The organism is Nonomuraea rosea, assembly GCF_039539705.1.
GTDB classification, from domain to species: domain Bacteria; phylum Actinomycetota; class Actinomycetes; order Streptosporangiales; family Streptosporangiaceae; genus Nonomuraea; species Nonomuraea rosea.
On sequence record NZ_BAABDQ010000019.1, the window covers coordinates 92,151 to 117,765 of the forward strand.

Consider the following 25,615-nt stretch of genomic DNA (forward strand, 5'->3'; position numbering starts at 1 on the left):
TGACGGCTGGAGAGAGTCTGGCGATCCGATGGTCGCTAGGCTCTCTCTTTGTTGTTGACGGGCCCGTACGAGCCCGTCGTGTGATGCCACCGATCGTGGGGAGCCCCCTTGTCCGCAGACGTCGAGCCCCCGCTGGCCGAATCCCCGCCGGCCGAACGCCCCAAGAACGTCAGTCCCGAGGACGGCGCGCCCAAGGACGGCGCAGGCGAGTCCGACCAGCCGTACGGCCTGCCGGGCAAGCCGCTCGCCCGCGGCCCGTTCCTGTTCGGGCTGGTCGGCGGCCTGGGCGTGCTGACCGCGATCGCGATCGCCCAGATGGTGGTCAACTCCCTGAGCACCATCATCCTGGTCGTCGTGGCGATGTTCCTGGCCGTCGGGCTCAACCCGGCCGTCGAGGCCTTACAGCGGCGCGGCCTGGCCAGGCGTGGCGCGATCTCGATCGTGTTCACCGGGGTCATCGTGGCGTTCGTGCTGTTCGGGCTGGCCGTGGTGCCGCCGGTGAGCAAGCAGCTCACCGAGTTCGTGGCGGCGGTGCCCGGCTACATCACCGAGCTGAGCAACAATCCGACGTTGCGCCAGCTCGACGCCGACTACGGGATCCTTTCGCAGCTGCGCTCGTTCGTGACGAACACCCTCGGGCCGTCGCTGGCCAGCGGGATCATGGGCGCGGGGCTGGTGGTGCTGAACGGCCTGTTCACCACGGTGACGCTGCTGGTGCTCATGCTCTACTTCCTCGGCTCGCTGCACACGATCAAGGTGTACCTGATCAAGCTCGTACCGGCCTCCCGCAGGTCGCGGACGAGCGCGATGAGCGAGCAGATCCTGAGCGGCATCGGCGGATACGTGGCCGGCAACGTGCTCATCTCGGTCATCGCGGGCCTGCTGACGTGGATCTTCCTGTCGATCATGGGTGTCCAGTACGCGCTCGCGCTCGCCCTGGTCGTGGCCCTGACGGACCTGATCCCCCTGGTGGGCGCCACGATCGGCGCGGTGCTCGTGTCGGGGGTCGCGCTGCTGCAGTCCGTGCCCGCCGGAATCGCCTGCGCGATCTTCTTCCTCATCTACCAGCAGGTCGAGAACTACCTCATCTATCCGAGGGTGATGAAACGCTCGGTGGACGTGACGCCGGCCGTGACGGTCATCGCCGCGTTGTTCGGCGGCGCGCTGCTCGGCATCGTCGGCGCCCTGCTGGCCATCCCGGTGGCCGCCGCCATCTCGCTGATCATCCGCGAGGTCGTGCTCCCCCGCCAAGATCGGTCTTGAGGAACTCGGTCACGGCGGCGTTGAACGCCTCGGGCTGCTCGACCGCGCTCAGATGACCGGCCTTGGGGATGATCTCCAACCGGCCTTCCGGTACGGCCCTGGCCATCGCCTCGGCGTCGGAGGGCGGCGCCAGCTCGTCCTCCTCGCCCACGACGACCAGCAACGGCACCTTGAGTGCCCCGAGCGTCTCGAACGAGTCAGGTCGCGCCGCCATGGCCCGCTGGGCCCAGGCGACCGCGCCGGGCGGCGCGGACTGCACCAGCCCCTTCACCCGCCCGAACACCATGGCCCGCCGTTCCTTGGTCGTGGGCCCGATGAGCGCCGGGAGCACCTCGCTGACCAGCACCTCGCTGCCGCCCGACAGCACGGCCTGCGCGATCCGCTCTCTGTTCTCCCGCGCCGGCGGCGGATCGGGGCCCGCCTTCGTATCGGCCAGCACCACGCCCAGCATCCGGTCGGGATGCCGGCGGCAGAACGCCATGGTCACATAGCCGCCCATCGACAGTCCGCCGATCACTGCCCTGTCTATGCTCTCCTCGTCGAGCAGCCTGGCGACGTCGTCGGCCATCAGGTCGAGTGACGGCTCGTCATCGCCCAGCCGCGAACCGCCGAAACCGCGCAGGTCAGGAGTGATGACCCGGCAGGTTCTGGCCAGCCCTTCCCGCTGGGCCAGCCACATGGCCGACGACAGCGGGAATGCGTGAAGCAGCACAACCGGGAGCCCGGTCCCGGCCGATCTCGTGTAGAGCTGCACGGACACACGTTAGCCCGGTTGGCGGCGACAATCACTCAAAGGCGTATCCCGATATCTCCGACAAACCTGACCGCTTCTCTCGCAGCCCGATAAAGCGTGCAATTAGCCGTTCATGCTCAGAAATCTGACATTGCCCGGCAGATCCTGTCCGCGCACACTCAAAGGGACAGTCCGCTCGCAACGAGGTGACGTGATGGCCGGAACCCGTCCCGCACTGCCCGACGCCACCAACGGCGGTTTCCTCTCCGAGGCGCTGGCCGAGGCGAACGCCTACCGCGCCAAGCACCACGCGCCGCCGCTCGCCATGGACCCGCTGCTGGTCGAGTACGCCAGGTCCAGAGCCGCCTCCCGCTCCGAGCACGAGAAGCTGGGCGCCGGGCACGACGGCCTGCGCGCGAACACCGGCGAGAACCTCTTCTGGGCCGCGGGCTCCGAGATGAGCGGCGCCGGGGAGGCGGTCGCCACCTGGTACGCCGAGGCCACGGCCTACGACGGGGCCGGCACGAGCGGCCACTTCACGCAGCTCGTCTGGAAGGGCACCACGAGGATGGGCGCGGGACGCGTGGCCGGTCAGGGCTCCGAGCACTTCGAGACGTACATCGTCTTCGTGTTCGAGCCCCCGGGCAACGCCGGCGGCGGCCACGCGGAGAACGTCCTGCCCGCCTGATCAGATCGCGGTGGCCCCGCCGTCCACGAACAGCACCTGACCCGTCATGTACGCCGCCGCCGGGCTGGCCAGGAACACGGCGGGCGCGGCCATCTCCGCCACGGTCCCCCACCGCCGCATGGGCACGGTGGCCACCGTGGCCGCGCCGGAGGTCTCGTCGTCCCAGAGATTGCGGTTGAGGTCGGTGGCCGTCCAGCCGGGGCACAGGGCGTTGACCCGCACCCCCGCCGCGGCCCACTCGACGGCCAGCGTCTTGGTGAGCGCCACCAGACCGGCCTTGGCGGCCGCGTAGGGGGCCAGGAACGGCGCGCCCAGGGCGGCGACCGACGCCACGTTGATGACCGTGCCGCCGCCGCGGCCCAGCAGGTGCGGGGCGACCGTGTGGCAGACGATCATGGCGGAGTCGAGGTTGAGCCGCATCAGCTTGTCCCACCCGGATAACCGCAGATCCTTGAACTCGACGAGGAAGTTCGACCCGCCGGCGTTGTTGACCACGATGTCGAGATGGCCGAGCCCGGCGATCGCCGCCGTCACGGACGCCGCGGCGGCCTCGCGGTCGGTGAGGTCCGCGGGGATGACGACGGCCCGCCTGCCCAGCGCCTCGACCTCCTTGGCGACCTCGGTGAGGGCGTCGGCCGACCTGGACACCAGTGCCACGTCGGCCCCCGCCTCGGCGTACGCGAGCGCGATGGCCCGTCCGATCCCCTTCGACGCCCCGGTGACCAGGGCCTGCTTGCCACTGAGATCGAACGCGCTCACGCCGCCTCCTCTTGTCGAAACCGAACAAGATTCTATGGATGCCGGGACCCGAGCGCCACCGTCGCGGGACCCCGGTAAAAACGCCACCGGCGCGGAGCCACGAGGGCTCCGCGCCGGTTCGCGGGTCAACGCGGGGAGGGCGTCAGCCGCCCAATCCCCAGATGATGATGTCTATCGCGTCGCCCAATCCACTCTTGTCCATCCAGTTGGTGACCCTGCCGCCGGCTTCGGCGACCGTGCCCGTCCTGGTGTTCTCCGGCTCCACTCGCTCGGGCCGGTAGATCTGCCTCTCCCCCTGGCCGGAGCCGCCGGACCGGGGTGCCGGTGGCGGACCGTCAGGGTACGTCCGGCCGTTGCGGTAAACGGTGTAGGACTGGGTCGGCTGGGTGGTGCCGTCGTTGCGGTAGATCTGGCTCGGCCGTGGCTGCATCGGCTGCCTGCTGTCCCTGGGCGGGGACTGCCGCTGCTGCGCCCGATGACTCGTCGGCCGCTGCGCCGGACGCTGCCGTGCCCGCGCGGTCCCGTTCGGGACCCGCCCGGCCCGCCTGTTGCGCGCCCTGGCCGCGGCCGAAGCCCGCCTGGCCGCCGCCGCGTCCTTGGCCTTGCGCTTCGCCTCTCTTCTCGCTGCCGCCGCGGCCCGCCGCTGCGCCCGCGCCGTCGCCGCCTTCCTGGCCCGTTCTGCGGCCTTCTTCCTGGCCTGCTCCTGAAGCTTCTTCCTGGCCGCAGCCGCGGCCCGCTTCTTCGCCGCCTCCGCGGCCCGTTTCTTGGCCTCCGCCGCGGCCTTCCTCTTGGCCGCCGCGATCGCCCGGCGACGCGCCGCCGCGAGAGCGGCCCGTCTGGCCGCCGCACGTGCCGCCGCGATGGCCGCTCGCCTGGCGGCGGCCGCGGCCAGCCTCCTGGCGATGATCTGCGCCGCGATCCTGGCGCCGATGGCCACGGCGAACCAGAACAGCTGTCCGTCGGGGTCGCTCATGGTGACGGGGCTGTTGTTGGCGTAGGCGTAGGCGTTGAGCTGCTGCGGGTTCTCGTCCTCCATCACGGGGTCGACCGACAGGAAGCGGCCGTTCTTGGGGTCGTACTCGCGGGCGCCGAGGTGGACGAGCCCGGTCGTGGGATCCTGCGTGCCGCCCACGAACCCGCGCTGCCCCGGCCAGGACGCCGGTGGCGAGCCCCGGTTCTCGCCGAACGGAGTCGTCCTCCGCATGGCCAGCTCACCGGTCGTGGCGTTCACCGCGGCCTGCGAGGTGCCCTGGTGGTCGTTGACCAGGAAGGAGACCTGGTTGTCCGGCGTGCGCACCGCGATGGGCTCGCCGCCGATGGTGTAGTAGCGGGTCTGCTCGACCGCGTCCTTGGCGAAGTCGAAACGCAGCTCCATGTCGTCGATGTAGAGCGTGGAGTCGGTCGGTGTCTTGCGGATCAGCCGGTCGCCGTCCGCGTCGTAGAGGAAGGACGTGGTCTTGCCCGCCTCCGTCACCGACTCCAGGTTGCCCTCGGCGTCCCAGACCAGGGCCTGGTCGGAGGTGCCGACCTTGCGCCGGGTGGTGTTGCCGGCCGCGTCGTACTCGAACAGGTCGGAGCCGACGGTCTGGAGCGCGTGCGGCTGCTTGCCGCCCGCCGCCGGGTAGGCGGAGGTGCGCACGGTCTCGGGCGCGCCGCCCCAGGCGTGCTTGGTCTCCTTGGTCCGGTTGCCGGTGGCGTCATAGGTGTAGCTGACCGCGTACGGGGCCACGCCGCCGATCTTGCCGGCCGTCGGGGTGCCGCTGGCGCAGTCGTCGGTGGCCGTCCACGCGGAGGTCATCCGGCGCAGATGGTCGTACTTGAAGCACTGCGTGTCCTGGCCGCCGGCCTTGTCGGCGATCTTGGTGATGTTGCCGATCGCGTCGTAGGTGTAGTTGATGTCGAGGTCGGTGGCCGCGGCGCCTTCCCGGTCGAGGCGCATGCTGTTCAGCCTGCGGGTGCCCTCGTCATGGGTGTAGGTGAGCCAGGCCTTCTTGGTCCCTTCGCCCAGCTCGTACTGCAGGGTCTCGCCGAGCTTGGAGTAGCGGGTCGCGCTCACGTACGCCGACAGGCCGGTGACCTTGGTCGGCTGGCTGAGCGCGTCGTAGCTGTAGACGACCGACTCCTCGGCCAGCCCGCCGCCCGCGGGGAAGCTCACGGACTGGACCTGGTCGTCCAGCGTGTAGCGGGTGTTGAGCACGTACGAGCCGGCCAGCTTGCCCTCCCGGTCGGGGACGGTCACGGTCTGGCGCAGCGCGCGGTAGTCGGTGTCGATGGCGTTGATCTCGGCCTTGTACGCCTGCCCGCCCACGTAGCGGATGCTGGCGTTCATGTGGCCCTTGGCCAGCGCGTCGTACTTCCACTCTGCGAGCACCGTGCCGGTCGCGGAGCCGTCGCGCAGCTCCTTCTTGCGGCCGAGCTCGTCGTAGACGTACCACAACGTCTTGCCGCGCGCGTCAGTGGTGCTGACCAGCTCGTCGGCGTCGTTGTACGTCATCGTGGTGACGCCCTTGTCGGGGTCCTCCAGCTTGATCTCGCGACCGCGCATGTCGTAGTGGTGGCGCCAGACGTTGCCCGCCGGATCGGTCACCGTGGACAGCCGGCCCGCGTGGTCGTAGGCGTACTTGGTGGCCTCGTACTCGCCGGTCGGGGTGGATCCCTTGTACTGGCGCAGCTCGATGAGCCGGTCCTCGGCGTCGCCGATGCGGGTCGTGGCGGTGCCGCCGGGCGGCGGCGTCACGTGCATCCGGTCGCCCTGCTGCGTGGTGCTGATCCGGAACTTCTCCGCGCCCTTCGTCTTCAGGATCTGGGCGTTGACGTCACCGCTGCCGTCGAAGGTCGACACGACCTGGTTGGGCACGTCGGTGTCGGCCACCGCCAGCAGGTCCGTGGCGGGTGTGCCGACGGCGAAGTAGCCGGTGTTCGACTTGTACTGCTCGCCCTGCGAGTTGTAGAAGGTGTCGGTGATCGTGCGGCCGTCACGCAGCGCGGGATCGGCCGCCTGGTCGTCGCGGGGCGCCGGCTCCTGCGTCTGGCGCTTGCGCATCAGGCCGTCGTACAGCTCGTGGCTGGAGCTGTACGTGCCGTCCGCGCCCAGCGTCTTCGTGGTGACGAAGCTGGGGCCGTCGGTGCGCATCGTGTAGGCGTACTCGGTGCTGGGCGACTGTCCCGACGACTTGCTGCGGTCGGCCTGCCAGACCTTCACCAGCCGGCCGAGCGCGTCGTACTCCAGGTCGACGCGGCGGTTGTTCGCGTCGACCTCGGCGATCGGCTCGCCCCAGGCCGGTTCGAGCTGGGTGCGCTCGACGTGCCCGAGCTGGTTGGTCTCCGTGATCTCGGTCGCGGGAGCGCCCGCGGCCGGGGTGTAGGTGGTGACGGACTTGGTGCCGACGGCGTCGGTCTCACTCGTCTCGCGGCCGTAGGCGTCGAAGGTGTGGGTGCTCTCGGTGATCGTCGCGCCGTCCCCGGAGACGGTGTGCTGGACCAGGGTCACGTCACCCTTGGTCGGCGCCTGGCCGTAGGCCTTGCCGTCGTACTGGACCTTCTCGTCGGAGATCACCTCACCGGCGGCCAGCGTGGACACGGCGGTGCCGCAACCGGCGGCGACCTTCTGGATCCTGCTGGTGTAGTCGAGCATCCAGGACGTGTCGTTGCGTGCGTAGGTGTAGCGGGTGCACTGGTCGTCGGCGGTGCTGGTCAGGTCGCCCTTCTCATCCACCTGGGTGAGCAGGCCCTTGGCGTCGTACGCGCGTTCCTCGCCGGTACGCCGCCACTTGCCGCCCTCCAGCGCGGTGCGGGTGGCCATGGTCTTGGGCTCGACCACGTACGCGGCCTTGGTGACGCCGCCCTGCGTGGACTCCGCGGTCTTCAGCGACCACGGCTCCTCGACGGTCGAGGTCAGGAGGGTCCCGCCGTCGCCGTCGAAGAGGATCTCCTCGCGCTCGAAGCCCGCGAGCTGGTCCAGGTCGTCGAGCTTGACGCCCTCGGTGTCCTCGACCTGCGCCGTGCGCTTGGTGCCGTCGGCCAGCTTGTCACCGTGCATGCCACGGAAGTACCTGTACTCCGTGAGCGTGCGCTTGGCGTCCTGACCGTCGCCCTGGCGCACCCGTACCTTGCCGAACCCGCGGAAGTCCGACCACGTGCGGTGCTCGGCCTTGACGAGGGCGTTGTCGGCGTAGTGCCAGGCGGTGCCGTCGAGGTACTCGTAGTCGGTGACCACGTTCGGCGAGCCCGCCACCCGGTCGACCTCGATCGTCTGGGTGACCACGTACTTGTGGAACCAGTCCGTGACCTCGCCCTCGTTGGGCGGCGCCCAGCGCTGCGGGAAGCACCGCCTGGTGTTCTTGTCGGCCGTGGGCACGTCGCCCGGCTTGCAGTCGGCGGCCGCGTAGTTGACGCGCAGCTCACCGCCGCTCTCGTTGTTCACGGCCTGCACGCGCCACTTCACCAGCGGGGCGCGGCCTTCGTTGGCGTCCACCCGGTTGGCCAGCTGGACACCGATGAACGTGGTCTTGGGCAGCGTGAGCGTGCCGCCCACGTGACCGGTCTGCTGGACCGACGCCAGCCACAGCGACGGGCTCATGCCGTCGCCCGAGGCCGGGAACTGGTGCGTCAGCGTCCACGAGTCCACCGCGCAGTACTGCGCGCCCGAGCACTTGGCGGTGTCGGTGTTGAGGACCTGCGTGGTGATCTTGGCCAGCCGCTTGCGGGTGAAGAAGGTCGGCGACAGCCGGTCGGTGCACTTCACCCCGGAGTCGCAGATCTGGTCGAACGGCACGTCCGGCCAGCTGCTGGCGGTCTCCTTCTTGAGCTGGTCGGCGGCACAGGTGATGGTGCCGCTGGGCAGGCAGCGCTCGGCCACGTCGAAGACGATGCGGGAAGCGGGGACCTTGGTGAACAGCTCGTTCTGCAGGTAGCCGTAGTCGATGCGGGTGAGGTACCCGGCGCGGTCGTACACGGTGCCCAGCTCGGGCTTCATGTTCCGGCCGTAGTAGTTCTTCTCCTGGGCGTACCAGTAGGTGGTCGCGTTGCCGTGGGTGTCCACGGCGAAGTCGAGGTTCCACCGGTAGGCCTGCTGGCACCAGGCGTTGGCCGGGGTGCTGCTGTAGCAGGGCTCGCCGCTGTTGTTGCCGAAGACCGGGGCGGTCTGCACCGACTTGGTCTCGGCCTTGCCGGTGGCCCAGCCGGGCAGCCGGTTCAGGCCGAAGGTGTACTGCGAGCCGTCGGCCGCGGTGACCCGCCAGTACTCGCCGTTGTTGTCGCCGTTCGTGGCCCCGGTGAGGTATTCGATCCGGGTGCCGTCGTCGCGCTTGGGCCGCCACAGCTTGGTCGTGGCGTCCTTGACCAGCTCGACGGCGGAGTTGCCGAGCGACAGGGTGACGTTCTCGCCGTCCCAGCACAGGTCGCCGGTCTTCTTGCCGTCGATCATGCAGGACTTGTAGCGGCGCTCGACGTAGCCGCTGGGGTTCAGCTCGAAGCCCTCACCGGCCCAGGAGGGCTGGTTGTTGGTGGAGGCCGTGCGGCCGTCCACGCTCTGCGAGGAGTAGTCGAGCGAGATCTCCGGCTCGTCGCCGCCCAGCGCCGGGGGCGTGCGCATGTCGTAGCCCCAGTTGAAGTCGCCGGACTGGGTGCCGACGCTCCAGCTCGCTGAAGGGGCCAGCGAGGTGGCCGCGTGGTCGCCCGAGGGGCCCGCTGCCGCGGCGGTCACCGCGTACAGGCCGGAGGTCGCGACCTCCGCGGTCAGCGTGCCCGCGGTGGCGTTGTTGTCGCCCTTCACCGGCTGCGGCGCCGGGCAGTTGGTGGCGGCGGCGTCGAGCGCGCACTCCTCCAGCTTCACCATGTGCAGGCGGGAGCCGTAGTCGCCGCCGTAGGCGTAGCGGAAGCCGGAGTAGTCGACTTCCAGCCGGGTCTTGCCGGCCGCGTCGGCGGCCTTCAGGCCCTGGCCGGGCGACACCCGCATCGCCAGGCCGAGGCGGCCGGACTTGGCCGTGTCGAGCAGCTCGACGCGCACCGGGTCCTGCGCCGCCGCCTTGGCGGCCACGCCCTGCTGCGGGGCCAGGCGGACCGGGAATCCGGTGGCCAGGGTCGTGGCCGCGGCGGCGCCGCCGAGCTCGGCGGTCTGTGGTTTCGGCCAGGCCGTCCCTGGCGGCGCTTTCCACGCCTGTTTCTGTACGGGATCGGCCAGCGGCGGCAGTACGGGCACCTTCCCGCCCTTGACCGGCGTCTCCTTCTGGGTGGCAGGAGCCGGGCGGGCGGCGGCGGACGCGGGTATCGCGTACGCCATCGGGATCATCAGGACGACCGACAGAACGGTGGCCAGTCGCCGGGGCCAGGGAGACTCGGGCTTGAAATCCTGGAGGAGATTCCAGCGGGAGTCTGGAATGTCTGGTTCGTCGGGAACTTGGGAACGGTTCCAGCGGGATTCGGGCAGGTCTAACTCACTCGGCAGGTCCATGACCTCTCCCAGTCGGGGGTGCTAACGGGACGGTTACTGGGACACTTGGTGGGTTTATTGAGCGGCTAGTTGGGCGATCTGCTCGGCACTCAGGACGCCGTCATAGGTGCGGACGTCGTCCACGGTTCCCGGCCAGTAGCCGGTGAAGACGCCGGCGGTCTTGGTCCGGCCCAGTTGCAGCGCGCCGGTGGCCTTCCACGCGCTGACGTGCGGGGTGACGGTGGTGGTGGACAGCCGGCCGTTGACGTAGACGCGGAGCTCGCCGGCCAGCGGGTCGTAGACCCCGGCCACGTGCGTCCACTCCAGCGGCGCGGGAATGGCATCGGATCGGGTGCGTACGAGGGCGGCGGCGTCGGTGTCCGCGGCGGCCATGCCGAGGACCCAGCGCCCCTGTGCCTTGTCGAAGCCGAGCTGGAAACCGGCCGCGCGGGTGCCCGGCTGGGCGACGGCGGAGGTGTCCGCGGTGGGCAGGTAGTCGAGCTGGGTCCAGGCGCTCACGGTGAAGCCCGACTGGGTGTTGAGCACGGGCGCGGTGGTCTGGGCGTAGCCGTTGACGCCGTCGAGCGCGAGCGCGCCGTCCAGCCAGCCCGATGTCCACGAGGCGGCTCCGGACAGCGTCGCGGCGGTCGCCCGGCCCGAGGAGTCGGCGGCCGACGTGCCGGACTCTTCGTCCAGCGTCCAGTGGCCCACCAGCGTGGCAGCGCTGTTGACCAGATCGGCTACCTCGTCGGCGAACATGGCGCGGCCGTACACCCGCACCTCGTCGACGTCCCCGGGCCAGTAATCCGAAGCCGCCCCGTTGACCTTCCCTCGGCCGATGGTCAGGGGGCCTGTGGCCTTCCATGGAGCCGTGACGGCGGCCGTGCCTTCCAGCTTGCCGTTCACGTAGAGCGAGATCTGGCCGGCCGCGGAGTCGTAGACGCCGGTCAGGTGGGTCCATTCGTTCAGCCTCGGAGCGGCCGCGGACAGGGCGCGCACCGACGTCGCGCCGTCCGCGTCCGAGCCCGTCACGGCCAGCGCCCAGCGGCCGTCGGTCTTGAAGTACTGCAGGGCGAAGGCTCCCGTCCTGCCGCCCTCCTGGGTGACGGCGGTGGCGGAGGCGGTCGTGCCGGTCAGGCGGGCCCACGTGGTGACGGTGAAGTTGCGGCTGGTGTCGGCGGCGGGGCCGGTGGTCTGCGCGTAGGTGTTGGCCAGGCGCAGGCCCGTGCCGGTCTTGCCGCTCGTCCAGGTGGCCCCGTACAGGGTCGCGGGGTGGGTGCCGGCGCTGTCGGCGCCGACCGTGCCCTGGCCCTCGTCCAGTGCCCAGTGGCCGGCGGCGGTGCGGCCGGAGTTGACGTTGAAGACGTAGGTGCGGATCGGGCCGAGCTGGCCCGCGCGGTCCCTGCTGCGCACCGACAGGACGTTGGGGCCGTCGTGGCGCGGAGTGAGCTGGATCGTGGCCTTGCCGTCCGTGCCGGGGGCCACCTCGGTCTTGGGCGTGGTGTCCAGCCCGTAGACGTAGGCGGCCACGTCGGTGATGCCGTTGGGGTCGAACGTGAACGAGCCCGCCAGGCCGACGCCGTCGCTCCAGCCGTTCTCGGTGAACTGGGGCGAGGTGACGATCGGCTCCCTGCCCGGGGCCGTGGCGTCCACGGTGGCCTCGCACCAGGGGCTCCACGCGCTGTTGGCCTTGCCGTCCTCGCCGCGGACCCGCCAGCGGATCAGCGCGCCGTCGGCGTAGAGGCTCAGCGGGATCGTCGCGTAGAAGGCGGTGCCGGTCGAGCCGAGGGCGGTGACGTACTCACCGGTCTTGGTGCCGGCCGCGTTGTACCACTCGAAGCGGCCCTTGACCGAGTTGTCGGCGTCCTTCAGCTTGGCCCACAGCTTCGGCGTGGCGGTGCTGATGACCGGCCGGCCGTCGCCGGAGACGCAGGGGCCGCCCGGGTCGGACCAGGCGTCGGCGGCCACGGGGTCGGCGGGCAGCGAGTTGTACTCGATGACCAGGCTCGGGTTGTTCTTGAACTTCTTCCAGGCGTACACGTCGGTCTCGCTCGTGGCCCGGATGCCGATGGTGATGTTCGCCCACTTGTTGGCGGCCGCGTTCACGACCTGCGGGGTGACGTCGAACTCGACGCCGCCGGGCAGGCAGGACGCGCCCCAGCCCTTGGCCACGTTGACCGTGGACAGCTTCGTGACCCAGGTGGGCTGCTTGGCCCAGGTGGTGGTCTTGCTGATCGTGTTCGTCGCCCAGGCCTCGACCTTGCGGGCGCTGCACGAGTACGACCACGTCTCGTACATGCGCAGCGTGCCCTTGATGATCTGCTTGCCGTGGATCGTCGTGCCGGTGTTCATCTGGAAGAACGAGCGGTTGGTCTGCGAGTTGACGTGGCCCGCCCTGGCGACGTCGCTGGAGTTGAGGTAGTTGGAGTTGGGCCAGTTGCTCCAGACGGCCGTCCACGCGCCGCGCGCGGCCGAGAAGTACGGGTCCAGGTAGACGGGGAAGCGCGTCTTCGGGTCGGACAGCATCTTCCTGTCCGGCCGCAGGCGCAGCGTCCTGCCGGTCAGCTCCACGCCCATCTGGGCCTGGCGGGCCTCGGGCGCGCGGCCTTCCTTGACCGCCTGCCGGCTCGGGGCGCCCTCGGAGTCCCACATCGTCGGGGTCGGCGCGATGAAGATCGTGCCGCCGTTGTCGTCGACGGCTTCCAGGTTGCCCGCCTTGTCCGACTCCAGCGACAGGCCGGTGGCCGAGAGCGGGAACGTCAGCTCGCTCAGCGCGCTGTTGAGCGCGGCGGCCCGCGACTTGACCACCAGGAGGTGGGAGAAGCCGTCCACGTCCGCGGTGACCTGGAGGTCCACGCCGGGCATGACCTCGGCGTAGGTGGCGGTGTCGCCGTTCAGCGTGGGCTTGGGCAGGGTGCCGGTCCAGCCGAGTTCGAGGGTCTTGCTGCCGCGCGCCAGGCGGGCCAGCGGGGCGCTGCCGCCGCCGGAGAAGGCCAGGCCGACCGCCGCGGCGACGGGCTCGACCGCGCCGTCGGGGCGCAGGCGCAGGGTGGTGTCCACGGGGACCCAGCGGTCGCCCTGGCGTACGCGCACCGGGCGGACGTACTGCTCCATGGTCAGCGCGCCGTCGGGCTTGGCGAAGACCTGGCGGGTCTCGCTGCGCAGGGACTCGACCTCGACCGGCTGACCGGCTGAGCGGGCCTGCGCGATGGCGCTCTCCTCAGGTGGAGCCGCCCTTTGTACCGTCGTTTTCACTGGTGTCACCGGCTCGGGCTCGGCGGTTGCCGTATCAGGCACCGCCGAGATCGATAACGCCAACACTGCCGCGACCAACCCACGCACTACCCGCATCGATCCTCGCCCATGGTGAGCAGGGGTTACGCGCGGGACGGGACGTACCCGGCGTCTCCACGATCTTCGGTTGACGATCGGATTCTCACCCGCGTCAGTGCCCGCGTCCAGGTTTTGGTCATTCTGCTCAAAGTTTCCTTCATAAACCTGACAAGTCCAAAAATATCCGTCAGACCAGTAGGTCGTCCCACCTCAGACCTCGACCGGCAACGGATGGGCGGCCGGGTTGACCCGCTTGACGATCTCGTTGAGCGCGATGCGCACGTACGGCTCGCCCACCCACAGGTGCTTGGCCCCGTCCACCCCGATGACCTCGGCCTGCGGCACTCGCGAGAAGCGCGCGCGGGCCTCCTCCGGCCGCAGGTAGTCGTCGAACTCGGGCACCAGCGCCACCAGCGGCCGCCCGAACCGCGTCCAGGCGTCCAGGTCGTCGTCGGTGGCCCGGTGCAGCGGCGGCGAGAGCAGGATCGCGCCCTCCACAAGAGGATCGTGCGCCCACTTCAGCGTCAGCTCGGTGCCGAACGACCAGCCGACGGCCCAGACGTGCGGCAGATCGTGGTATTCGGCGTATTCAAGCGCCGCGGCGACGTCGAACCGCTCGCCCTCTCCCCCGTCGAACGCGCCCTCCGAGGTGCCGCGCTCCGAGGACGTGCCGCGGGTGTTGAAGCGCAGCACCGCCAGGTCGGCCAGCGCGGGCAGGCGGTTGGCCGCCTTCTTGTAGACGTGGCTGTCCATGAAGCCGCCGTGGGTGGGCAGCGGGTGGAGCGTCACCAGCGTCGCCACGGGGGGCCGGTCGAGGGGCAGGGCCAGCTCGCCGACCAGGGTCAGGCCGTCGCCCGTGTGCAGCTCGATCGGCTCTCGCCGGGCGGGCAGCACCGTGGCCGCGCGAATCTCCACAGGGATCCCTTCAGTTGCCGCCGCGGCGTGCGCCACGGCCGTCAGTAGCGGCTGCGGCCGGGGCCGCGGTCGAGTCTCTTACGCCAGCAGGCGGTGTGCCAGTGGCGGCGCTCCTCGTCGCCGCCCGTCCAGTTGGGCCAGGCCACGAGGTGCGGCTGACCGCCGCGGATCTCCTGGTCGCAGCCTGGGCACCGGTAGTTCTTCGTCGAGGAGGAGCCGTTGAGCATGCGGACTTTCCACTCGCCGTCCGGCCATTCCTCCACCTTGTCCAGGCTGGTCGGAAAGCCGAAAGGGCGGGAGGACTCCCTCCGGCGGGCGCGGCGGGGGCTCATCCGCGGGGGAAAGCGCTCAGGCCGGCCGTGACGAGCTGGTCCAGTAGGGGTGCAGGGGCGTAGGAGGGCTCCCGGTGCTCGGCGTAGAGCGCTCGCAGGCCGTCTCTGACCCGGGCGAGCCCCAGGGACTCCAGCATCTCGAAGGGGCCCGACGGGTAGCCGCAGCCCAGGCGCATGGCCGCGTCGATGTCGTCGATCGAGGCGTAGCCGGACTCGTACATCCTGACGGCGTCGTTGAGGTAGGGGAACAGCAGCGCGTCCACCACGAAGCCCGCCCTGTCCTTGCACGGGACCGGGGTCAGGCCGGCCACCTTCATCAGGTCACGGGCGGCTCTGGCGGCGGCGTCCGAGGTCAGCGCGGTGGCGGCCAGCTCAGCCACCCGGTCGCCGACGAGGTGGACGCCGACCATCCTGGAGGGGTCCTGGAGGCGTACGGCGTGCTCGATCACCGGCCGGTCCGTCGGGCGCAGCACGACGCCGGGATCATCGGACGGCTTGAACCCGGCGGCCCGCAGCCGCCCGGCGAGCTCCTCCGACCCCGGGCCCGCGACGTCGAACGTGACCGCCCCCGACATCGGCCGCTGCTCCTCCTGCGCCTCATCGCCGTAGAAGCCGCGCCCGGACTTGCGGCCGAGCAGCCCGGCGGTGACCAGCTCGCGCAGCAGTGGCGCGGGCGCGTGCCGCCGGTCGCGCGTCTCGTCGAACAGCACCCCCATGACCTCGTACGCGGTGTCGAGGCCGATCAGGTCGAGCAGCGTGAACGGCCCCATCGGCAGCCCGACGCCGAGCTTCATCGCGGCGTCGATGTCGTCGCGCCCGGCCATGCCCTGGTCGACCAGCACGGCGGCGTGGTTGAGATAGGGCAGCAGCAGCCGGTTGACCACGAACCCCGCCCGGTCGCCCACCGCCACGGCCGTCTTGCCCAGCCGGCCCGCCAGCTCCGCGATGCCGGACACCACGCCCGGCGCCGTCACCACCGTCCCGACGACCTCGACCAGCTTCATCACCGGCGCGGGGTTGAAGAAGTGCATCCCGACCACCCGCCCGGGACGCCCGGTGGCGGCCGCGATGGCGGTGACCGGCAGCGAGGAGGTGTTGGTCGCCAGCACGGTCTCCGGCTTGCAGATCCGGTCGAGCTCCTCGAACAGCGAGACCTTGTAGCGCAGGATCTCCGGGCTCGCCTCGATCACCAGGTCCGCGTCGCGCAGGTCTTCGCGCGAGGTGGTCAGCGTGACGCGGCCGAGTATCTCGGCCTGCCGCTCGCGGGTCAGCCTGCCCCTGTCGACCGCTCTGCCGGTGGAGCGCTCTAGATGCCCGCGCCCCCTGGCCAGCGCCTCGGCATCGGCCTCGACTCCGATCACCCGCAGCCCGGCCCGCGCGAAGACCTCGGCGATCCCGGCACCCATCGTGCCGAGCCCGACCACTCCCACCCGTTCAAACGCCATGCGTCCAGTTTTCCAGAGCCGCTAAGGTTGGGCGTCATGCGGCTGGTCATCGCGCGATGCAGCGTGGATTACATCGGACGGCTCACGGCGCATCTGCCGATGGCGCCGAGGCTTGTGCTGATCAAGGCGGACGGCAGCGTGAGCATCCACGCGGACGACCGCGCGTTCAAGCCGCTCAACTGGATGAACCCGCCGTGCAAGCTCAAGGAGGACGGCGAGACCTGGACGGTCACCCACGGCAAGACCGGCGAGAAGCTGGTCCTGACGATGGCGGAGATCCTCCATGACTCCAGCCACGAGCTGGGCGTGGACCCCGGGCTGATCAAGGACGGGGTGGAGGCCCACCTGCAGGAGCTGCTCGCCGAGCACATCACGACGCTGGGGGCCGGCTATTCGCTGATCCGCCGCGAATACATGACGGCGATCGGGCCGGTCGACATCCTGTGCCGCGACGGGGTGGGGGCGACCGTGGCGGTGGAGATCAAGCGCCGCGGCGAGATCGACGGGGTGGAGCAGCTGACGCGTTATCTGGAGCTGCTCAACCGCGACCCGCTGCTGACGCCGGTGCGCGGGGTATTCGCGGCGCAGGAGATCAAGCCGCAGGCGCGCGTGCTGGCCGCCGACCGCGGCATCGACTGCGTCACCCTCGACTACGCCGCTCTCCGCGGCATCGAGCCGGAAAATCCCACCCTTTTCTGATCCTGTACGTGTCTCCAGGTCAGCCACCCCCCGCACGGGGCTGGTGACCTTCCAGGAAAACGGCCGCTGACCCGTCAGCGGCCGTTCGCCGTTACGAAGCGCCAGGTTACGCAGCTCCGTGGTGACCCATGCCCCGACATTCCACTATTGACAGGTCTACCGTGAACGTTCTAGTTTAGACCTATCACGATTGGAGCGTCTCCCATGACCCTGCCCGACTACCTCACCGGCTACCTGGCCCCCGTTCCCGACGAGATCGAAGCCCACGACCTGCCCGTCACCGGCGCGCTGCCGCCCGAGCTGTTCGGGCGCTACTTCCGCAACGGGCCCAACCCGCGCCCAGGAGAGGACCCCGGCCACTGGTTCGGCGGCCACGGGATGCTGCACGGCGTGCGGCTGCGCGACGGCCGCGCCGAGTGGTACCGGAACCGGTGGGTGCGCACCAGGATGTTCACCGAGTCCGCGCCGTTCGTCGGCGAGACCGGGGTCGACCACAGCGCCGTCTCCGCCAACACGCACGTGATCCGGCACTCCGGGCGGATCCTCGCCCTGGTCGAGAACGGCTTCCCCTACGAGGTGACGCCGGAGCTGGAGACCGTGGGCCCCTGCGACTTCGGCGGTCGGCTGACCACCGCCATGACCGCCCACCCCAAGCAGGACCCCGTCACCGGCGAGCTGCACTTCTTCGGCTACGGGTTCCTCCCGCCCTTTCTCACCTACCACCGGTTGTCGGCGGCCGGCGAGCTGGTCGAGAGCAGGGAGATCGAGGTGCCGGGGTCGACGATGATGCACGACTTCGCCGTCACCGAGCACCACCTGGTCTGGCTGGACCTGCCCGTGGTGTTCGACCTGGCACGCGGGGGCATGCCGTACGACTGGGAGGACGGCTACGGCGCGCGGATCGGCGTGACGCCCAGGGCCGGCGGGCCGACCCGGTGGTTCGACATCGACCCCTGCTATGTCTTCCATGTCGGGAACGCCTGGGAGGACGCTCACGGGCGCATCGTCCTCAACGCGGCCCGGTACACCCGTGGCGCCTTCACCTCCGCCTGGGGCCAGATCAGCGGCTCCACGGACCCCGCCAGGCAGGCCGCCGCGTCCGGTGACGCCGTGCTGCACCGGTGGACGCTCGACCCGGCGTCCGGGGCCGTCAAGGAGGAGCCGCTGGACGACCGCGGCGTCGAGTTCCCCACGTTCAACGAGGACCTGCTCGGGCGGGAGAGCCGCTACCTCTACACCGTGGGGGACGACGCGGTGGTCAAGTACGACCAGCGCGACGGCGCCGCTCTGACGAGGAAGACGGGAGGCGACACCGGGGAGGCGGTCTTCGTGCCCGCGGCGGGCGGCGCCGGCGAGGACGAGGGCTGGCTGCTGTCCGTCGTGACCTCGGGCGACTCCTCCGAGCTGCTGGTGCTCGACGCGCGCGACCTGTCGGACGTGGCCTCCGTACGGCTGCCCCGCCGCGTCCCCGCGGGCTTCCACGGATCCTGGCTCGCGGACGACTGAGCACACGGGCGTCGCACCCTAGTAAGCGATGGCTTACCGGTTTATCGTGGCGCCATGACGACGCTGACGTTCGATTCACTCAACCCGGCTACCGGCGCGATCGTCGGCAGTCACCCCAAACACACCGCGGACGCCGTCCACGAGGCCGTGGGCCGGGCCGAGCAGGCCGCCGCCTGGTGGGCGGCGCTCGCCCCCGCCGAGCGCAGGACGCGCCTGCTCGACTACAAGGCCGTACTGACCCAGCACCTCAGGGAGCTGGCCGGCCTGGTCCAGGAGGAGACCGGCAAGCCCGCGGGCGACGCCGCGCTGGAGATCGTGCTGGCCGTCAACCACCTCGACTGGGCAGCACGCAACGCGGCGAAGGTCCTCGGCCGCCGCCGCGTCTCGACCGGCATGATCGGCGTCAACCTTGCCGCCACGCTCGAATACCTCCCGCTCGGCGTGGTCGCCGTCATCGGCCCGTGGAACTACCCGGTCTTCACCCCCATGGGCTCCATCGCGTACGCGCTGGCCGCGGGCAACGCCATCGTGTTCAAGCCGAGCGAGCTCACCCCCGGCGTCGGGGTGCGGCTGGCGGAGCTGTTCAAGGAGTCGGTGCCCGAGCAGCCGGTGTTCCAGACCGTGACGGGGCTCGGCGAGACGGGCGCGGCGCTGGCGGCCGACCCGCGGGTGCGGAAGGTGGCCTTCACCGGCTCGACCGCCACCGCCAAGCGCGTCATGGCGGCCTGCGCCGAGAACCTCACCCCGCTCGTGGCCGAGTGCGGCGGCAAGGACGCGTTCATCGTGGACGCCGACGCCGATCTCCAGGCCGCCGCCGACGCCTGCCTCTGGGGCGCGATGTCCAACGCCGGGCAGACCTGCGCGGGCGTCGAGCGCGTCTACGTCGTCGACTCCGTCTATGAAACTTTCATGCGCGAGCTGTCCGAGCGTGTGACCAAGGTGAAGGCGGGCGAGGACTACGGCCCGATCACGATGCCCGGCCAGGTCGACATCATCAAGCGGCACATCGACGACGCCACCAAGTCGGGCAGGGTGGTGACCGGCGGGCCGGATTCCGTGCGGGGGGCGTACGTGGATCCGGTGATCGTCGAGGACGTGCCGGAAGACTCCCCGTCGGTGCGCGAGGAGACGTTCGGGCCGACCATCACCGTGCGCCGCACGCGCGACGCGCAGGAGGCACTGGAGCTGGCCAACGCCTCCGCGTACGGGCTGGGCGGCACGATCTTCGCGCGCGACAGGCGCAGGGCGACCGAGCTGGCCCGCATGATGCGTACCGGGATGACCGCCATCAACTCCGTCATTTCCTTCGCCGGCGTCCCGGCGCTGCCGTTCGGCGGAGTAGGCGATTCCGGGTTCGGCAGGATTCACGGAGCCGACGGTCTACGCGAGTTCGCCAGGCCCAAGGCCATCTCACGACAGCGCTTCGCGTTGCCCGGGATGAACCTGACTTCGTTCACCCGGGGCCCTGAAGAGCTTGAGCGGCTGATCAGACTTGTCACGTTCTTGCACGGGCGACGTAAGAGATAATCTTCGCACCCTTTCCCAAAACCGATCATCCGTCCATAATTGTGTGCTCTGGGGGCCACGATCATGTTGGACGGGTGGAATGTGAACCGGTCTTACCGGGGAATGTCGGCTGAGCAAAGGCTGGCAGACAGACGGGAGCGGCTGATGACGGCCGCCTACACGCTATACGCGAAGCCGGGTTTCACGGCGACGACCATCGAAAGGCTGTGCTCGGAGGCCAGGATCTCCAACCGCGCCTTCTACGAATGTTTCGGCGGCCGCGAGGAGCTCCTCCAGGCGCTGCACGAGCGCTGCGTGGAGGAAAGCCTGGCGGTCGTGGCCAAAGCGTTACAGGAGGCGCCTAACACGCTTGACGACAGAGTCAAAGCGGGGATTCGCGCCTATATCGAGTTCACCACGGCGGACTGGCGCCGTGCTCGCATCATGCATGTGGAGGTCCGCAGATCAGGCGATGTCCTGACGCTGTCGCGGCAGCGCGCGGTGGACGCGTTCGCGCGACTCATCGAGGACGCCTCAGCGGATTTCCCGCAGGCCGCCCCGTTGAATCGGCGGCTGGTAGCACTCGGTGTAATTGGAGCACTACAAGAGCTCCTCATCGAATGGCTACTCTCCGACGATCAACCGGAGATCGACCAACTCGTGGACGTCGCGGTGCACATCTTCATCAGGAGCCTCGGCGCGGGCTGATCGCGGATAATCGACGGCCATTCACCGGCAGTTTTCAGTACTCCGCCGGACAACCGAAATCTACATTTTGTCTAAGTCGGGAAAGAGCGGGCAACGGCTGATCGTCGCCCGCCCCGATATGTCATCAGGCCACCGCGGCCGCCGGAACCTCTACGTGCAGGACCCGATTCAGCCGGGTCACGGCGAGAATCCGCATGATCCGCGGTGGCACCCCCCGAAGAACGAGGCGGCGTTGCACGCTGATCGCGCGCCGATGCGAGCCCACGAGCACCCCGAGACCGGTGGCGTCGATCATCTCCAGCTTGGAGAGATCCAGGATGAGGTCGCCTTCGCCTGAGTCGAGAGCCTTGTGCAGCCGCTCGCGCACTCCGGCGGACGTTCCGGCGTCCAGCCGGGCGCCTATCCGCACCACCTGGGCCCTCGGATTGCCCCGGACGCGCATGCCACCTCCTCAGTTACGCACACAGCGTAGTCATACCTCTGCGCATAGCGCTTGCCGAGGTAAACCCCCCGCATGTCATCCCTACCCACCTATCGGGAGTGACACGACTGCGCTGAGAATGAACTGCCCATCCGCGGTCGGACGGGCGTCGACCATGCCCCCCACGGCGGCCAGCCGCTCTCGCATGCCGGCCAGGCCGGACCCCAGGTCGGCGGCCTGCCGCCGGGCCACCCCGTCGTTGACGACGCGCAGCTCAGCCTGCTTCCCGGTGAAGCGAAGCGTGATGTCGCAGGAGGTCGCGTCACTGTGCTTGAGCACGTTGGTGACCGCCTCGCGCACCGCGTAGGCGAACACGGGCGCCATCTCCTGGGGGAGGTCGCGATAGGGCAGATGCACCTCGCAACGGACGCCGGCCGCTTCGAGCACTCCTTTCACGCTATCCAGCTCAGCCGCCAAGTCAAGCTCGCGATAGCCGCGCACGGCCTGCCGCAGCTCCCGCAGCGCCTTCCTGGTCAGCGCGTTGACCTCGGACATCTCGGCCTTGGCCGCCTTCGTGTCCACGTCCGACATCCGTACCGCCAGCTCGGTCTTGACGGCGATGGCGGAGAGCTGGTGCCCCACGAGGTCGTGCAGGTCCCTGGCGAACCGCAGCCGCTCCTCGGCCAGCGCCAGCCGCGTGTGCGCCGCCCGCCCCTCATAAGCCTGTACGGCCAGCATCCAGATCCAGGCCCACAGGCGGTTGGTCGGCGGCATCGTCATGCAGAAGAGCGCGTACACGACGGCCTGGATCAGCAGCGAGGCGAGGAAGAACCGATCGCCGTCGGTGATGGCGGCGGTCCCCGTGGCCAGGCCCAGCGCGCCCACCCCGACGCAACCGGCGAACGTCGAGGCCGAAAGGAGCACGGCGGTCCGCCGCGACGTGCCCACCACCGCGATGGACGCCCAGACCACGGGCACGAGTCCCGTGCCGATGGGCTCGCCCCCGCCCGCACCTGCCGCGAGGAAGGCCAGAGCGCCGGCCCACACCATCTCCCTGGTGGGGTACCGGCGCTCGATCACGGCGTTCACGATCCGCACGTAGAGCCAGGTGAAGCAGCCGGCCGCGATCAGCGCGAGCGCCCCGAGCGGCCAGTACACCTCTCCCTCGCCGATCACGATCACGAACCAGGCGGCCACGAGGAACCACATCACCAGCAGCGCCGAGTTGAGCAGCGCGCGGGTGAGCAGCCTGGCCCGCTTGACCGGGTCCATCTACTTGGCGCGCAGCACGTCGCCGAGCTTGAGCCGGGCACCCGTCCGCAGCACGGCACGTTCGTAGACCTTGGCGCCGAAGGCCAGCACCACGAGCACGGCCGCGACCATCGCCACCATCGACGCCCCGACCTGCCACAGCGGGATCTCGGCTGCCGCCATCCTGACCGGCATGACCATCGCGGAGAACGGCGGGATGTACGACATGACCGTGGCCAGCGTCCCCGTCGCGTCGTTGGTGGCGTAGAAGGCCACGAAGTAGGTGATCATGATGAGCATGGTCAGGGGCGTCATCACGCTGCTCACCTCCTCCTGCCGCGAGACCAGCGAGCCGAAGGCGGCCGCCAGTGTGGCGAAGAAGGCGTACCCGAGCACGAACCACACCAGCACCGCCGCGACCAGCCCCGGGATGCCGGGCGGGAACTCGGACGCGAGCCCGGAGGCCGTGGACGAGACCAGGCCGACGACGAGGATCGTGACCAGGTTGATCAGGCCGAGCGCGCCCAGCCCGACGATCTTGCCGCCCAGGAGCTGCCACGGCCGCAGCGTGGAGAGCAGGATCTCCACGATCCTGCTGCCCTTCTCCTCGACCACGCCCATCGCGACCATCATGACCTGCCCCATGAGCAGCATGAACAGGACGAGCACGAGCACCACGGCGATCCCGGTGCGCGCCGCCTCGTAGCGCGTGTCCGCGCCGACGGACTCCATCTGCAGCGGCGGGATCGACACGCCGGCGGCGCCCAGCTTGGCTTCCCGGTTGACGCTCTGCAGCAGGACGCCGAGCTGGCCGTCGATCTCCCCGTCCGTGAGCACCTTGGTGCCGTTGACGAGGACCGCGTCCACGTCCCCGTCCAGCACCGCCTGCTTGGCGGCGGCCTCGTCGGGGAAGCTGCGCCATTCGAAGTCGGCGTCCGGCGCCGCCCCCTGCAGCGGCAGCTGCTGGGAGTTGACCGTGCCCAGCGTGTACGAGTCCGGCCCGCCCATGAGCTGGGACGCGAACGGCACCACCGCCACCAGCACGGCCGTGATGACCAGGCCGATCAGGAACGCCTTCGTCCGCACCTGCGTCGTGACCTCGCGCCGGGCGACCAGCATCAGTCCGTTCACGCCACGGCCTCCTTGAAGATCTCGGTGAGGGTCGGCTGCTCGACCCCGAAGTGCTCGACGTGCCCCGCCTTCACGGCACGGCGCAGGATCTCCTGGTCGTCGCCGTCCGAGGTGCGCAGGACGTGCCTGTCGCCGGAGACGGTGACCGTGCCCGGCAGGCCGTCGGCCCAGCCGGGCGACGGGTCGCGCACCACCACGCGCAGCGTGTTGCCCTCGGCGGCGCGCAGGTCGGCCACCGCGCCGGTGGCCACCATCCGCCCGGCCGAGACGATGCCGACGGAGTCGCACAGCCGCTCGACCAGTTCGAGCTGATGGCTGGAGAAGATGACCGGCACCCCGCCCCTGCACCGCTCCTCCAGCGCCTCGGCCAGCGCGTCCACCGCGATGGGGTCGAGCCCGGAGAACGGCTCGTCGAGGACCAGCACCTCGGGATCGTGCACCAGCGCCACGGCGAGCTGCACGCGCTGCTGGTTGCCCAGCGACAGCGCCTGCACCGCATCACCTCTGCGCTCGGTCAGCCCGAGCCGCTGCAGCAGGTCGTCCGTGGCCTTCTTCGCGGCCGTCGTGCTCAGCCCGTGCAGCCGCCCGAAATACTCGATCTGCTCGGCGACCCGCATCTTCTGGTACAGCCCGCGCTCCTCCGGCATGTAGCCGAACCGCCGCCGGTCGTCGTAGCCGAGCTGCCTGTCCTGCCAGGTCACCGAACCGGAGTCGGCCTGGAGCACGCCCATGACGATGCGCATGGTGGTCGTCTTGCCGGCACCGTTCGCGCCGACGAACCCGAACATCTCACCAGGACGTACCGCGAAGCTGACCCCGTCCAGGGCGATCTTCCCGGCTGGGGCGTCCGGCCCGCCCGCGAAGCGCTTACGCAGTTCGCTGATCTCGAGCATCAGGTCCTCTCCTTCATCATGGGGTCAATAGTGGCCTTTGCGGGGTTCGTGCAGCCAGTCGCCGAAATCATGGGCCGCATATGGATCCCGCGTCCGATCTGGATGACATTTGTCATTACGCTGAAGCCATGACGCGCGCCGACAAGGACAAGCCGGTCGTTCTCTCCCGCATCTACACCCGCACGGGCGACGACGGCACCACAGCGCTGAGCGACATGAGCCGCGCTTCGAAGACCGACCCCCGGCTGGCCGCCTACGCCGACGTGGAGGAGGCCAACGCCCAGCTGGGCGTCGCACTCTCGCACGGGACGCTGTCCGCCGACCTCGTGGCGGTGCTCGTACGCGTCCAGAACGAGCTGTTCGACCTCGGGGCCGACCTGGCCACTCCCGTGGTGGCCGAGCCGGAGTTCCCGCCGCTGCGCGTGGAGCAGTCCTACATCGACTGGCTCGAAGAGCAGTGCGACCTCTTCAACGCCGAGCTAAAGCCGCTGCGCAGCTTCATCCTGCCCGGCGGCGACCCCGCCACGGCGGCGCTCCACGTGGCCCGGGTCGTGGTCCGGCGCGCGGAGCGTACGACCTGGTCGGCCCTGCACACCCACGACGACATGAACGACCTGACGGCGAAATACCTCAACCGCCTGTCGGACCTGCTCTTCATCCTCTGCCGGGTCGCCCACGCCGGCCAGGAGATCCTCTGGAAGCCCGGCGGCACCCGCTAGCTCAGGCGACGTCCAGGTAGGCGCTCGGCGGCGCGGACTCCAGCCAGGCCAGGAAGCCGGTCAGCGCGTCGGCGCTCATGGCGAGCGACAGCCCGCTCGTCGTCCCGCTGAAGTCCACGGCGTAGAAATCGCCCTCGACCGCGCGACGGGCGGAAACGACGAGGCCGCGCCTCGCGATCGCGTGGCGCGGCCTCAGTCGGACGCCCAGGAGCGGAATCCAGTGGAGCTCCCCGTCGGCATAGCGAGCTACTCCGCTCTGCCAGCCGCCCTCCCCTACGCGCAGGCGACAGGGAACGCTCCCACGAGAGCGAGCCAGCACCACGCCCCGCAACACTATGAGGGCGGCGAGCAGCAATATGAGAAACACAACCGTTGCCACCATGCTGCCGCCCCCCAGAGCCTGTATGAACTTTATTAAACCTCTTCGCCCGCCGCGCGCAGCCGAGCCCTCGCACGCTTGGCCTCAACCGCCGCGTCAGCGTCCTCCTGGTCAGCCTCGATCGAGGCCTGGGCCCGGTCGAGAGCGTCACGGGCAGCCGCCACATCGACCTCGGAACCGAGCTCGGCAACCTCGGCGAGCACGGAGACCTCATCATCGGCCACGGAGATGAACCCCCCGTGAACGGCCGCGACGAGCTCAGGCTCACCTTCCCGCTTCACGCGCAGCACGCCGCCCTCGACGAGCACGCCGAGCACAGGTGCGTGTTGCGGCATAATACCGATCTCGCCGTCCACGGTCTTGGCAATCACCATGTCGGCCTCGCCCGACCAGATCTCACGCTCGGGTGAGACAACCCCTACGCGTAGCTTCGCCACTTGTGTAGGTTCCTTTCCGATCAAGTGGTGGTACGGCCGGGAAGCCGTACCACCACCGTAGGGCTCG

General features: G+C 69.9%; 20 protein-coding genes. 7 read left to right on the forward strand and 13 right to left on the reverse strand.

The window, feature by feature from the left end; genetic code table 11:
- The first annotated feature begins 108 nt into the window (after positions 1 to 108).
- Positions 109 to 1,263: an AI-2E family transporter gene (locus tag ABEA43_RS36065; RefSeq protein ID WP_345569003.1), complete on the forward strand. Its 1,155-nt coding sequence runs from the start codon at positions 109 to 111 to the stop codon at positions 1,261 to 1,263.
- On the opposite strand, the gene ABEA43_RS36070 is transcribed toward ABEA43_RS36065, so the two are convergent.
- Positions 1,223 to 2,017, reverse strand: a complete 795-nt coding sequence (locus tag ABEA43_RS36070) for an alpha/beta fold hydrolase (protein WP_345569005.1) — start codon at positions 2,015 to 2,017, stop codon at positions 1,223 to 1,225. The two genes, ABEA43_RS36065 and ABEA43_RS36070, sit on opposite strands and share 41 nt — an antisense overlap.
- A gap of 193 nt (positions 2,018 to 2,210) precedes the next feature.
- Here ABEA43_RS36070 and ABEA43_RS36075 point away from each other — a divergent pair, with 193 nt between their 5' ends.
- On the forward strand, positions 2,211 to 2,684 hold the full coding sequence (locus tag ABEA43_RS36075) for a CAP domain-containing protein (protein WP_345569007.1): 474 nt from the start codon (positions 2,211 to 2,213) through the stop codon (positions 2,682 to 2,684).
- On the opposite strand, the gene ABEA43_RS36080 is transcribed toward ABEA43_RS36075, so the two are convergent.
- The 6 genes from ABEA43_RS36080 to ABEA43_RS36105 all read right to left on the reverse strand — a co-directional run bounded on the left by ABEA43_RS36080 (position 2,685) and on the right by ABEA43_RS36105 (position 15,898).
- Positions 2,685 to 3,443, reverse strand: coding sequence for an SDR family NAD(P)-dependent oxidoreductase (locus ABEA43_RS36080; RefSeq protein WP_345569009.1), 759 nt, complete (start codon positions 3,441 to 3,443; stop codon positions 2,685 to 2,687). It abuts the gene before it with no gap.
- A gap of 142 nt (positions 3,444 to 3,585) precedes the next feature.
- Entirely contained in the window at positions 3,586 to 9,723 is a 6,138-nt protein-coding gene (locus ABEA43_RS36085; protein ID WP_345569011.1) for an RHS repeat domain-containing protein, read from the reverse strand.
- A 225-nt stretch (positions 9,724 to 9,948) separates the two neighbouring features.
- Complete coding sequence (locus ABEA43_RS36090; protein WP_345569013.1) at positions 9,949 to 13,128, reverse strand: LamG-like jellyroll fold domain-containing protein; 3,180 nt, start codon at positions 13,126 to 13,128, stop codon at positions 9,949 to 9,951.
- Positions 13,129 to 13,416: 288 nt separating this feature from the next.
- Positions 13,417 to 14,121 carry an alpha/beta hydrolase gene (locus ABEA43_RS36095; protein ID WP_345569015.1) on the reverse strand — a complete coding sequence of 235 codons (705 nt, stop codon included), beginning with the start codon at positions 14,119 to 14,121 and terminating at the stop codon, positions 13,417 to 13,419.
- A gap of 41 nt (positions 14,122 to 14,162) precedes the next feature.
- The gene (locus ABEA43_RS36100) at positions 14,163 to 14,384 is read right to left on the reverse strand and encodes an ATP/GTP-binding protein (protein ID WP_345569017.1); all 222 of its coding nucleotides are present in this window, start codon (positions 14,382 to 14,384) and stop codon (positions 14,163 to 14,165) included.
- Between the two features lie 65 nt (positions 14,385 to 14,449).
- Positions 14,450 to 15,898 carry a 3-hydroxybutyryl-CoA dehydrogenase gene (locus tag ABEA43_RS36105; protein WP_345569018.1) on the reverse strand — a complete coding sequence of 483 codons (1,449 nt, stop codon included), beginning with the start codon at positions 15,896 to 15,898 and terminating at the stop codon, positions 14,450 to 14,452.
- A 36-nt stretch (positions 15,899 to 15,934) separates the two neighbouring features.
- On the opposite strand from ABEA43_RS36105, the gene nucS reads away from it, so the two are divergent.
- From nucS to ABEA43_RS36125, 4 genes are all read left to right on the forward strand, one after another.
- Entirely contained in the window at positions 15,935 to 16,597 is a 663-nt protein-coding gene (gene nucS, locus ABEA43_RS36110) for an endonuclease NucS (RefSeq protein WP_345569019.1), read from the forward strand.
- 204 nt (positions 16,598 to 16,801) lie between these two features.
- Positions 16,802 to 18,103 (forward strand): carotenoid oxygenase family protein, encoded by a 1,302-nt coding sequence (locus ABEA43_RS36115; RefSeq protein ID WP_345569021.1) that lies wholly within the window; start codon positions 16,802 to 16,804, stop codon positions 18,101 to 18,103.
- Between the two features lie 54 nt (positions 18,104 to 18,157).
- On the forward strand, positions 18,158 to 19,630 hold the full coding sequence (locus tag ABEA43_RS36120) for an aldehyde dehydrogenase family protein (protein ID WP_345569023.1): 1,473 nt from the start codon (positions 18,158 to 18,160) through the stop codon (positions 19,628 to 19,630).
- 144 nt (positions 19,631 to 19,774) lie between these two features.
- Complete coding sequence (locus ABEA43_RS36125) at positions 19,775 to 20,317, forward strand: TetR/AcrR family transcriptional regulator (RefSeq protein ID WP_345569025.1); 543 nt, start codon at positions 19,775 to 19,777, stop codon at positions 20,315 to 20,317.
- A gap of 124 nt (positions 20,318 to 20,441) precedes the next feature.
- On the opposite strand, the gene ABEA43_RS36130 is transcribed toward ABEA43_RS36125, so the two are convergent.
- The 4 genes from ABEA43_RS36130 to ABEA43_RS36145 all read right to left on the reverse strand — a co-directional run bounded on the left by ABEA43_RS36130 (position 20,442) and on the right by ABEA43_RS36145 (position 24,013).
- Positions 20,442 to 20,759: an STAS domain-containing protein gene (locus tag ABEA43_RS36130; protein ID WP_345569027.1), complete on the reverse strand. Its 318-nt coding sequence runs from the start codon at positions 20,757 to 20,759 to the stop codon at positions 20,442 to 20,444.
- Positions 20,760 to 20,840: 81 nt separating this feature from the next.
- Positions 20,841 to 22,010, reverse strand: coding sequence for a sensor histidine kinase (locus tag ABEA43_RS36135; RefSeq protein ID WP_345569029.1), 1,170 nt, complete (start codon positions 22,008 to 22,010; stop codon positions 20,841 to 20,843).
- Positions 22,011 to 23,120: an ABC transporter permease gene (locus ABEA43_RS36140; RefSeq protein WP_345569030.1), complete on the reverse strand. Its 1,110-nt coding sequence runs from the start codon at positions 23,118 to 23,120 to the stop codon at positions 22,011 to 22,013.
- A complete protein-coding gene (locus ABEA43_RS36145; RefSeq protein WP_345569032.1) occupies positions 23,117 to 24,013 on the reverse strand; it encodes an ABC transporter ATP-binding protein in 897 nt (298 codons plus the stop codon). The genes ABEA43_RS36140 and ABEA43_RS36145 overlap by 4 nt, the downstream gene beginning before the upstream one ends.
- 128 nt (positions 24,014 to 24,141) lie before the next feature.
- Between ABEA43_RS36145 and ABEA43_RS36150 the strand changes: the two genes are divergently transcribed.
- Positions 24,142 to 24,732, forward strand: coding sequence for a cob(I)yrinic acid a,c-diamide adenosyltransferase (locus ABEA43_RS36150; protein ID WP_345569034.1), 591 nt, complete (start codon positions 24,142 to 24,144; stop codon positions 24,730 to 24,732).
- Position 24,733: 1 nt separating this feature from the next.
- On the opposite strand, the gene ABEA43_RS36155 is transcribed toward ABEA43_RS36150, so the two are convergent.
- Positions 24,734 to 25,114, reverse strand: a complete 381-nt coding sequence (locus tag ABEA43_RS36155) for a DUF2550 family protein (RefSeq protein WP_345569035.1) — start codon at positions 25,112 to 25,114, stop codon at positions 24,734 to 24,736.
- Positions 25,115 to 25,146: 32 nt separating this feature from the next.
- Positions 25,147 to 25,548, reverse strand: a complete 402-nt coding sequence (locus ABEA43_RS36160) for a F0F1 ATP synthase subunit epsilon (RefSeq protein ID WP_345569037.1) — start codon at positions 25,546 to 25,548, stop codon at positions 25,147 to 25,149.
- Between the last annotated feature and the right edge of the window lie 67 nt (positions 25,549 to 25,615).

Excerpts from the sequence above, each read along its gene's own strand:
- ABEA43_RS36075 (WP_345569007.1), top strand. The coding sequence starts at position 2,211 with ATGGCCGGAACCCGTCCCGCACTGCCCGACGCCACCAACGGCGGTTTC.
- ABEA43_RS36085 (WP_345569011.1), bottom strand. The coding sequence starts at position 9,723 with ATGGCGTACGCGATACCCGCGTCCGCCGCCGCCCGCCCGGCTCCTGCC.
- ABEA43_RS36105 (WP_345569018.1), bottom strand. The coding sequence starts at position 15,898 with ATGGCGTTTGAACGGGTGGGAGTGGTCGGGCTCGGCACGATGGGTGCC.
- nucS (WP_345569019.1), top strand. The coding sequence starts at position 15,935 with ATGCGGCTGGTCATCGCGCGATGCAGCGTGGATTACATCGGACGGCTC.
- ABEA43_RS36115 (WP_345569021.1), top strand. The coding sequence starts at position 16,802 with ATGACCCTGCCCGACTACCTCACCGGCTACCTGGCCCCCGTTCCCGAC.
- ABEA43_RS36120 (WP_345569023.1), top strand. The coding sequence starts at position 18,158 with ATGACGACGCTGACGTTCGATTCACTCAACCCGGCTACCGGCGCGATC.
- ABEA43_RS36125 (WP_345569025.1), top strand. The coding sequence starts at position 19,775 with ATGACGGCCGCCTACACGCTATACGCGAAGCCGGGTTTCACGGCGACG.
- ABEA43_RS36130 (WP_345569027.1), bottom strand. The coding sequence starts at position 20,759 with ATGCGCGTCCGGGGCAATCCGAGGGCCCAGGTGGTGCGGATAGGCGCC.
- ABEA43_RS36135 (WP_345569029.1), bottom strand. The coding sequence starts at position 22,010 with ATGGACCCGGTCAAGCGGGCCAGGCTGCTCACCCGCGCGCTGCTCAAC.
- ABEA43_RS36145 (WP_345569032.1), bottom strand. The coding sequence starts at position 24,013 with ATGCTCGAGATCAGCGAACTGCGTAAGCGCTTCGCGGGCGGGCCGGAC.
- ABEA43_RS36150 (WP_345569034.1), top strand. The coding sequence starts at position 24,142 with ATGACGCGCGCCGACAAGGACAAGCCGGTCGTTCTCTCCCGCATCTAC.
- ABEA43_RS36155 (WP_345569035.1), bottom strand. The coding sequence starts at position 25,114 with ATGGTGGCAACGGTTGTGTTTCTCATATTGCTGCTCGCCGCCCTCATA.